This window comes from Fulvivirga kasyanovii (assembly GCF_009711405.1).
GTDB classification, from domain to species: Bacteria; Bacteroidota; Bacteroidia; order Cytophagales; family Cyclobacteriaceae; genus Fulvivirga; species Fulvivirga kasyanovii.
This window is the reverse complement of record NZ_SMLW01000679.1, coordinates 31444-41267: the sequence shown is the minus strand read 5'-3', so window position 1 is coordinate 41267 and position 9824 is coordinate 31444. Positions and strand designations below refer to the sequence as shown.

Genomic DNA, 9824 nt, shown 5'->3' with positions numbered 1-9824 from the left:
AAAATGCAAGCCTTCTTTACTCCCCAGACAGAGAATACCGCCATTGACCAGACTATCATAAAACAGCCTGAGTACATTATTTTGCAGTCTCCTGTTAAAATATATTAATACATTGCGGCATACTACCATTTGGGTTTCCGCAAAATTATTGTCAGTAACAAGGTTATGGTGGGCCCATACTATATTGGTCTTTAAAGGTTTGTCCATAATGGCATGGTCATATTGGGCCAGGTAATAGTCTGAAAAGGCACCTTTAGAGGCGGCTTTAATATAGTTTTGAGAATATTTTTTGATCAGGTTAGTAGGAAATATACCATCACGTGCTTTGTCCAGTGCGCTTTGATTGAAGTCGGTGGCATAGATCTGCACCCGGTCATAAAGTCCCTCTTCCTTGAGCAAAATGGCCATGGAGTAAACCTCTTCACCAGTAGAACAGCCCGCATGCCATATTTTTATGTAAGACCAGGTTTTGAGCAGCTCTATAACCTTTTCGCGCAAGGCAATATAAAATCCCGGGTCCCGGAACATTTCAGTTACATTGATGGAGAGGTCTTTGAGCAACTGAGAGGCAAACTCCCTGTCATAAAGCACTTGTTCCTGTAAGTGTGAAATAGAACTCAGTCCCGATGAGGTAATCCGGTTGAGTACCCTGCGCTTAACGTGTGCTCTCGAATATTCTGAAAAATCATACCCGTATTTGCGATGTATCGCCTGCAATAGTAGCTCCAGTTCAATATCATCATTGGATTCATTCGCAATATTTATCTCCATTTTTATATTTGATCAGGTTATAGCTTAAGGCATATTAGCTTCAAGCCTATACTATCAAAATAAAGCAGGATTAATTGTAAATAATTTAGTATTCACAATCGAAAACAGTCGTATGTAATAAAATAGTTAAAAATGTATTCTCTCTCGCTGAAATTTCGCCATACCGGGGCAGTGATACGGACTAGGGCATTTGATAGTCTGATTAAGAAAGCAGTTACGGCTCTATCTCATAAATGAAAAAAGGCTTTTTATAACCTTCTTTGGATAGAATTGGCTCAGATACGTTAAAGATTTTAACCCCTGATCGTGTTTTGCCTTCCAGCGTCCCGGCATGAGCATGGCCATGAAAAGCAGCATCCACATTTCTACTGTTCAAAGGCTCAGCCAGGTGTGAGCAGCCTAAAAACGGGTATATTGGTTCAGGTTCGCCTATGATAGTGTCTTTGATTGGAGCATAGTGCAGTACAGCTATTTTTTTTAGGTTTTCTTCACTGGCATCCAGTCGTGCCAGTGCCCTGTCCAGGTGCAGTGCTTCATCTACTGCTTCCTGTACGAAATCCTTCATGGCCTCTTCACCAAACATGGAGAGCATATGGTTGTCAAAACCTCCTCCGAAACCCTTTACACCGGCAAAACCAACTCCTTTAACTACAACAGCTTCTCCTTCCAGTACATGTATGTTTTCGTTTTGAATAATCTGGCGAATAAGCTTTTGCCGGCCTTTTTCATGGTCGTGGTTGCCTAATACGGCTATCACCGGGATAGTGCAGGCCTTAAGCTCGCCAGATAGTACCTCAGCTTCTTCTTCGTCGCCAGTATCAGTGAGGTCTCCGCAGAGCAAAAGAATGTCTGCTTCGTCAGAAATTTCCCTAAACCGTTCGCTCCATTTCCCTTTATCTGTCTCCCGGGTATGGATGTCTCCAACTGCAGCTAGTTTTATTTTTTTTCTTTTTTCAGCCATAATTTATACAGTTTTCATGGTGTAAAGTTTGAAATCCCATTCCTTGATATCTACGGCATATTGCGTCTGGTCTATTATGGGGCCGCGACAGACTTTGATGGCCGAAGGGGGCTGATCATATTGGCGCCCTGCCCGGCTCAGGAGCTCTTCAAACAGCCATTGAGGTACGATCTCGGGGTAATCTGCTGGATAGACAAACTGAAAGTTCAGCAATTGGGCCAGCAAGAGATGCCAGTGTTTTTCAAAATGTGCCAGCACCCGCTTCCAGTCCAGCTTCTTTCCATATTTCAATATGATGTGGTTTACATCGGCACCGTCGTAGCGCTCCCTGTTCTGTACGTATATTTTGCACCATATCAGCTCTTCTGCGGGCACATACAAAACAGATTCCCCCTGGAATGTTCCCTTTGAGGCAAACTTAAACCAGGTATCATCTACAGTGCAGATGTAATTGGGTGTATCGAAAATAATATCAATGTAGATATCATCTTTAAAAATTTTGGCCAGCCATCTTACATCAGTCAACTCCGTGCCAAAGCCCTTTTTTGAGAAAAAACGAAGAATACTATTGCTGTCTTCCGGTCTGCAAAAGATATCCAGGTCCTTGGTGTCGCGATGGATATCAGTGTAGTGGCTCACGGCAAACCCGCCACCAAGCATAAAATCGATGCCACTTTCTTTTACTAATTTCAAAGCTTCGGAATAAAATTGATTAGCGTCCGGCTTTGCCTTTGATTGCTCCTTTTTGCTGGCCATAAGTAAGTGCTTTGCTTTACCATTGATGTGTAGAAAAATTCATGCCGGACGGGTAAAACTGTTGTATACAGTCTGTTTTGAGGGAATTTTGCTATGGAATCCTTTTAAAAACGCTACAATAGCATAGGCCAATTCCTCAAATTTGTAAAGATAAATCTACAATATCTTACGAGGTTTGTCAGTAGTCGGCGGGAAGTGTAAGTACCGGTACATGGCTATGAAGCACCAGGTTTCGCGTAGTACTGCCTTTAAACATCAGGCCAAAGATATTGTGACTTTCAGGACTTAACGCTAACATATCAATGTCATTTTTCAAAGCGTATTCATTGATACTGTTGGCTACGTTTTTTGACGACAGGTTTACGAAACTATGCTCAAACTCCCTGAATTTTTCGGCAAGCCATAAAACAGCATCAGAGTGGGCGTCGCTTTCCAGGGAAACATGGTCGTTTTTAGTAACGTGAAGAAAGAAGATCTCGGCTTTGAAATGCCTCAAAAAATGTCTTAAAATAGTTAAAAGGTGAATGTTTTCTTTTTTATGAAGGTCTACGGCAAGAGCAATTTTCCTGATGTCGAACTTTTTGGATTCTAACGGTATGGTTACTACAGCACAATTGGCGTTTTTTACCACTTTGTAGGTGTTGCTTCCCAAAAAGTCTTCAAATTTATTGGTTGTCCCCGTGGTACCCATTACAATCAGCGATACCTGTTGTTCTTTGGCGGTGGCCAGTATTTTATCCACGGGAAACCCGGTGCAAACCAAGGTTTCAATATAAGGGTTATTGATATCATCAAGCTCATTTTTAAGCTTTTCCAGCTTTTTCAATGCATCTTCACGCTCTTCTGTAATGATATGATCATCAACAAACATGGTAGCATCACCACCAATGGGCTCTACAATGTGCATTAATACCAGTGTGGCATGAAAGGCTTTGGTCATTTGTACGGCATATGCCATGGCATTTAAAGAACTGTCGGAGAAATCTATGGGCATCAATATTCTGAGCATGGCTGTAAGTTTTAAGGGTTCGGAACAATAGGGGCAGGCGTGTAAATTTAAATTGTTACGGCCTGTCTTTATTGAAATAGTTTGATAATATCCTGAGTTGTAATTCGCTGATTTCCTTTGTTTTATGTGGTGCATTTAAAGCCAGATAGGTTAGGCCCAGGCGTGAAAGTTTCCAGTCTCTGTAAATGTTCCCATTGCTACACCTGTATATAGGTTTTATGTTTTCGGACGTGCTTATATGCACGCTGTTCATCGCGTCTATCAGTGGTGAAATTGCGCTATTAAGTTCATCCGTGTTATCATACCCGATCGATTTCATCCAATCCTGCGCATAGTATCTCAACTCGTGATCGTTAAGGGCTTCGAGAAACCGCAGTATAACAGCGTTGTCGCTCGGTACTCTGTCTAATGATGTGATTGATATTTCCATGGTTATGCGGATTTTAAATTAACTTACATAAGTATCTTGTGTTCGTAAGGCTCGTAGCTTTTTAAACAGTTCTCGCTCTTCTTCTGACAGTTGTGTTGGTATTTGCACATTAATGGTCAGGTATAAATCTCCATAGGTTTCGCCGGCCGGCATACCTTTGCTTTTTATTCTGAGTACTTTGCCATTGGCTGTTCCGGCAGGTATGGTAATGTTTACCGGCCCATGCAGCGTGTTTACATTGACTTTGCCACCTAAAATGGCTGTATAAATATCTAGGGCCAAGTCATGGTAAAGGTCACTGCCTTTTCTTTGGTACAAGGGGTGTGGGTTCACAATGATCTTAAGGTAAAGGTCTCCTTTGGGGCCATTCGGCACGGTCGCAGCGCCTTTGCCTTTGAGGCGGAGGGTTTGCCCGTCATTTACTCCGGGTTTCAGTTTTATCCTTATCTTTTCATTGTTGATGCTGAATATTTTCGGTCCGCCATGAAAGGCATCTTCCAGGCTGATGTGGAGATCGGCATGCAAATCACGACCGGATGGTGTTCGTTGCCTTCGCCTGCCACCCGTGGCCCGGCTACTACCGCCAAAAATAGTTTCGAAGAAGTCGGAAAAGTCAGTGTTGCCAAATATATCTCCAGGGTCGCCCTGGTAGTAAGTGTATCCCTGAGATCCGGAACCTGAAGCATATCTTGACCAATCAAAATCACCACTCTGGCCGCCAGATTCCTGAAAGTGTCGCCAGTTGCTGCCTAACTGATCATACTTCTTTCTCTTTTCCGGATCTTTCAGCACTTCATAAGCTTCACCTATTTCTTTAAACTTCTCCTCCGCCGTTTTGTCTCCGGGGTTCTTGTCGGGGTGGTACTTTACTGCTAATTTCCTGTAAGCCTTTTTAATATCGCTTGCAGATGCTGTTTTGTCAACCTCCAGTATTTTATAGTAGTCCTTGTACTCCATAGCTAAGCCATATGCCTGTTAATAATAATAACAAACCAAATCATCAATGAGTTAAATATAGTTACTATTATCTGTCGTTGGCAATAATGTTTGTCAACAGGAAAAATGACTTATATCATCTCCAATAAGTATCGGCTTGGCAGTGCAAAATTATTGGAAGAGTACATACACATAGGATATAGTGGGTGGCTGTCTGGGACTATAGCCGTCAGGTTAATAACAAAAGCATTTTATAGTTGATCGTTCTGCCTTTTTTGCGTCTAATTGAAAAAGATCGTTGTCCAAACAATATAGCTTCGAATATGCCAAGTGATTTATCAGGTTTGCATATGGTTTCCCTTTATCAAACTTGTTAACGGCCAACCGCAATCCATAAATGCCTTAATTCTTTCGGCTGGAACCTTCTCGGTGCTGACATTCGATACATATGAGGTGAGTCATACTCTTGCCCCTGAATTCTTTGTGCCTGGCATCGCTGGTTTTTGGCTTTTTTTGATTTGTTTGCTGTAACAGGTACACCATTAAAAGACCACAGCTTTTTCTGTAAAACACTAATAAAGAGATAGTTTTTTCATTTGAATACGAAAGGACTACTGCAAATCAGTACACATATTACGAAGGCCACGGGTTTTTCCTTTTTGCTAGGCAAACATAAGATAATTGAGAAAATCAAAACCTCTAAGTGAGGACTTGTGTCGGACAAACATGGCTTACCTTGCCTGTTGTTCAATCTTGTGCCTATCAAACCAATCAGCTAGTCCAGAGATAAAAGTTAGTGCGTTTTCTGTAGAATAGTCTACATTTAATGTTCGTTTCTTCCCCTGCATATATTATTTTTGAACTTCAAAAGAACAGTGCCTTTTGGGAAGAAGAGCTGGAATCCTCAGGCGGTGCAGGCAGGGATTCTGTATATTGATTTGTAAATTATTGAACCTAAGCATATTACTGACGGCTAGCGTTCACCGGCAGCCACCAATGCTACGCAATTAACACTACAGAGGTGAAAAAACATGTAGCAAAAGGTCTGTCAGGGGGCAAGGACGGGGAAGGGAATAATATGGGGTTATATCCCATAAATTTAGTCAATAGCCAAAGGAAATATGATAATGGCAGATTAGTATCACCGTAAGCCGGTCAGGAAATAATTTTTCTCTATCTTGCGGCGGAAAACAAGCTGCAAAACATCTGCCATGAGTAATCTGGAACACCAGGTGCTATTTGAGTTCCTAAATAATATCAGCCCTGTAAGTGATGAACTTTGGGGCGAAATAAGCCGGTTTATCAGACAAAAATCGTACACAAAAGGGGAGTGCATTTTAAGAGAAGGAGAAATAGAAACACGCTCAAATGTGGTGATTAAAGGTGTAGTTCACCAGTTTGTGTATGATGACGATGTGACCATCACCACCAACCTTACTCCCAGTGGCTTTCCTTTTAACAGCCTTAAAAGTTACATAGAAGGCAGCCCTTCCATTGAAGTGCAGGAAGCTATTACTGATGTGGACCTGCTCTATATGGAAAAGCAGGACCTGGAAGATCTTGTAATCAGAAGTCATGAATTCAGCTACCTCATGTATAAAATCCATGAGAATATTTTGCTTGACAGAGAAAACCGCATGTTCCTGTTGCAGTATCGGAATCCTTCAAAACGCTTTCGTCTTTTCCATGAAAGTGTAGAACGTTCCAAAGGCTTAACAGGCTGCACACCTGACAAATTTTTAGCCAGCTATTTAAACATGACCCCTCAGCAATACAGCAGAGAGAAAAGAAACCTGAAAAAGCTACATTGCTAAAAGTTTTTTCAAAAAACTTCGAAAACTTATCCTGAGGTAACTTTTGCTAGGCATAAATGCTTTTGCTTTGCATTTAATAGATCACACAAACAGATAAATTAAATGAATAAGCGAATTCCTACTTTACTTGCAGGTACCATGCTGAGCCTGGCGGTATGTGGGCAGGGTGCCTTTACAAATAATTCAGCCAAAATCTCTCCGCGCGAAAGAGTTACGTCCATAGAAGGCTTTAATAAGCCTGCTCAGGCTGATCGTCAACAAGACGAAGAATTGCAAAAACTGGACAGCATAATTGAATACAATTTCAATGAGCGCGACAATACATGGGATGAGAAGTTCAGGAAGGAGCATTACCAATACAACATTGATTTCCAGTTGAACCAATACGTGCTGTCCTCCTGGTCAGCCGGGCAAAACCAGTGGGACAAGCTTATGAAAGAGAGTTTTGTCTATAACCCAGACGGGAAACTATCTGGTTATCAAAGTTATATATTCTCAGATGCTAATTGGAAAAATGACTTAAAAGAGGAGTACTCTTACGATATTCGTAATCAATTGAAGCAATCCTTAAGATATGTGTACAAGCAGCAGGCGGAGGAATGGCTTTTTGCAGAAAAATGGAGGTATCATTATAGTGACGAAGGCGTGGCACTGGTCGACAGCCTCTTTTGGTATCAGGAGACCTCTCAGGAATGGGTGCTTAAAGAGAAAATTGAATATGAGTATATCAATGATAAAATCCATTATGTCACCCGGTCGAAGTGGGATAAAGAAAACCTTCAATGGATACCTTCAGAGGAGAAATGGTACTTATACACTTATGGTGAGTGGCTGCTGTATCTGGTATCAGGCTCTAAATGGAACAATAATGACTGGGAGTTAGTCACAAGAGAATACTACGGCTACGATGATGATAATAACTTCGACAACTACAGCATCGTATCGCGAGATCTGAATGCTGAGGGCTGGGACTCCTTATTGAAAGAAAGGTTGACGTTCGATTATCAAGTTTCGAAGGATGCCTTATTGCTACCTTACTTTCAAGACAGACATATCCCTTCCTTTGATCATCATAAACTTATAACCAAAAAACTATTCGATTTAAATTTTGACACCCGGGAGGATGAGCAATACAGGGAAGTGAAATATTACTATTCTTCCAGCAACCTGATTTTATCAAGCAAAAAGACTTTGGAAGGCAATGCAAAGGTATATCCTAACCCTGCTTCAAATTATATTACATTTATTAATCCAGCTTCGTTAGAGGGCGGCCTGTTGGAAATATGGGATTCATCGGGTACCCTCGTGCTAAAGACAGAAATGAGAAATGAAGAACAGTTGGACATTAGCACTTTGCCATTTGGCTTATACATTTACCATATAGTTTTTAATAATAAAGTGGCAAGTGGAAAACTTATGGTTCACTAGCAAAAGTAGTGTTAAAGGTTATTGAACCGAAGACCTTGTAGCTATAGGTACATCTGAGTTTGATAAATGGAGTTACTCTATGCGCACCTATTACTGAAAGGTGTTTAGAGCTTTTTGCGAACAGAACTAAACAGGGCTTTACTAAACTTCCGAAAGTTTGGTAAAGCTTTATGTTCAGCAGTAATGTCAGTAGGTGCTATCGCCAGGGGTGGTAATTCCAGCCTTTCTGGCCTTTCGACTGGATGCCTACGGTTACAAAAGGCTGCACCTTTTGCTGGATAGATAGCGCCCCGTTGGGGCTGAGTTCAGCTTATATATAGTATTGATTGGGAAAAGCTATTCGGTGGATATTCTGCTCGCCCAACGGCGGGTCTTACGTTAGCAAAGGCTCTGAATGCCCCCTTCATCATTTCCCACACTCAAACTTGAAATTGGAAGGCTCATAGCGGTATTTGCTTTTGAAGCTGTAGTGCCACCATTCTGTGGTAATGGCTCTGAAGCCATTGTTTTCCATCGTGGTTTTTAGAAGTTGTCGGTTAGCCAATACGGTATCAGGGAGGTTGGTATAAGCGTGGTGAGCCTCCTGACCGAAGAAGTCGAAATCAGTGCCCATGTCAAGCTGGTTGCCGTTAAGGTCTTCCAGGGTGATGTCTACAGCAGCGCCTCTGTTGTGTATGGATGCCGAAGTGTTAGGGTTAGCGACATATTTGGCATTTGGAAATATCTCCCACATGGCTTTCTGAACGTCCAGCGGGCGGTAACAATCAAAGAACTTTATTCTGAAACCCTTGTCCTGCAAAGCTTTATTGGCACTAATCAAGGCCTCGGCTACTTCTTTTCTTACCAGGCATTCGGCGCATGGGTAGACCTTCTTTTTCAGAAAATTATCTGCCGTAGCATACTTCATTTCATAAGAAAAACCATCCGCATATTTTTGCAGGTTTACAAAGCTGGAGTCATACAGCTTTGATTTCTCTATAACCTTTTTCTTTATAACCTCCTCATTTTCAAGGGTATCTTGCTTTACAATCACTTCCTCTTCTTTCGGCTGTTCGGGAATCGTTTCTTCGCTATCTTTTTTATTGGGAGTGCAGGCCAGTATGAGAAGCGTTAAGATCGCTAAAAAATATCTGATCATTTAAAAGTCAATTTGAAGTGTTTGAATTTACTGCGTATGTACCATTCGGCAATCAAAAGGTTGGGCACCCATCCCAGCCAGGCCACCAGCATGTAGACATCCATAGGCTGTGGCCTGAATGCAAGCACTATCGCCCATTTCCAGGCCCTCAGGGTTAAGGCAGACAGGGTCAAGGCATAACTTCTGATCATGAACTTCCTGTGGGCAGAGAAATCACCCATTACAGCCGTTTTAAACCCTTTGTATGTAAAAAGTATCCATAAGACACTGAGTGTAATGAAAGCTGCCTGAGAAAACATACCTCCATTGGCATAGATAGACATAATCAAACCGGAAGGGCCGGCAAACAGCAGAATAACGGCTACATAAAGCCAACCCATAGCCCGGTGTATTTTAGGGGTAGAGCTGAGCAGCCTACCTGAGAATTGCGTGAAGCCGGCAATCAAACAAAAGCAACTGGTAATGACATGCGTATAGAAGGCTCCCTTCCAGATCTCATTATGGATAATCCATTGTTTGATCCTCAAAAAGGCCACTTTATCGTCAAAAGCGAAATAGGGGATGGTAATATTGATCATCAA

Annotated in this window: 10 protein-coding genes; 2 read left to right on the top strand and 8 right to left on the bottom strand. The window is 41.8% G+C overall.

The features are described 5' to 3' along the window. The 6 genes from E1163_RS29715 to E1163_RS29690 all read right to left on the bottom strand — a co-directional run. Positions 1–771: CheR family methyltransferase (locus E1163_RS29715; protein ID WP_155177414.1), on the bottom strand; the 771-nt coding region annotated here is incomplete at its 3' end. A gap of 214 nt (positions 772–985) precedes the next feature. Next, positions 986–1732 (bottom strand): metallophosphoesterase family protein, encoded by a 747-nt coding sequence (locus E1163_RS29710; RefSeq protein ID WP_155177360.1) that lies wholly within the window; start codon positions 1730–1732, stop codon positions 986–988. A gap of 3 nt (positions 1733–1735) precedes the next feature. Further along, positions 1736–2488: a nucleotidyltransferase gene (locus E1163_RS29705; protein ID WP_155177358.1), complete on the bottom strand. Its 753-nt coding sequence runs from the start codon at positions 2486–2488 to the stop codon at positions 1736–1738. 178 nt (positions 2489–2666) lie between these two features. Further along, positions 2667–3497 carry a universal stress protein gene (locus E1163_RS29700; RefSeq protein ID WP_185156262.1) on the bottom strand — a complete coding sequence of 277 codons (831 nt, stop codon included), beginning with the start codon at positions 3495–3497 and terminating at the stop codon, positions 2667–2669. Positions 3498–3552: 55 nt separating this feature from the next. Next, positions 3553–3927, bottom strand: a complete 375-nt coding sequence (locus tag E1163_RS29695; RefSeq protein WP_155177353.1) for a hypothetical protein — start codon at positions 3925–3927, stop codon at positions 3553–3555. Positions 3928–3945: 18 nt separating this feature from the next. After that, the gene (locus tag E1163_RS29690; protein WP_155177351.1) at positions 3946–4884 is read right to left on the bottom strand and encodes a DnaJ C-terminal domain-containing protein; all 939 of its coding nucleotides are present in this window, start codon (positions 4882–4884) and stop codon (positions 3946–3948) included. A 1190-nt stretch (positions 4885–6074) separates the two neighbouring features. Between E1163_RS29690 and E1163_RS29685 the strand changes: the two genes are divergently transcribed. Next, positions 6075–6677 (top strand): Crp/Fnr family transcriptional regulator, encoded by a 603-nt coding sequence (locus E1163_RS29685; RefSeq protein ID WP_155177349.1) that lies wholly within the window; start codon positions 6075–6077, stop codon positions 6675–6677. A gap of 102 nt (positions 6678–6779) precedes the next feature. Continuing rightward, positions 6780–8105 (top strand): T9SS type A sorting domain-containing protein, encoded by a 1326-nt coding sequence (locus tag E1163_RS29680; protein ID WP_155177347.1) that lies wholly within the window; start codon positions 6780–6782, stop codon positions 8103–8105. 406 nt (positions 8106–8511) lie between these two features. Here the strand turns inward: E1163_RS29680 and E1163_RS29675 are convergent, their stop codons facing one another. Beyond that, the gene (locus E1163_RS29675; protein ID WP_155177337.1) at positions 8512–9243 is read right to left on the bottom strand and encodes a M15 family metallopeptidase; all 732 of its coding nucleotides are present in this window, start codon (positions 9241–9243) and stop codon (positions 8512–8514) included. Further along, on the bottom strand, positions 9240–9824 hold a 585-nt coding region (locus E1163_RS29670), incomplete at its 5' end, for a DUF2306 domain-containing protein (protein ID WP_221418108.1). The genes E1163_RS29670 and E1163_RS29675, both read right to left, overlap by 4 nt.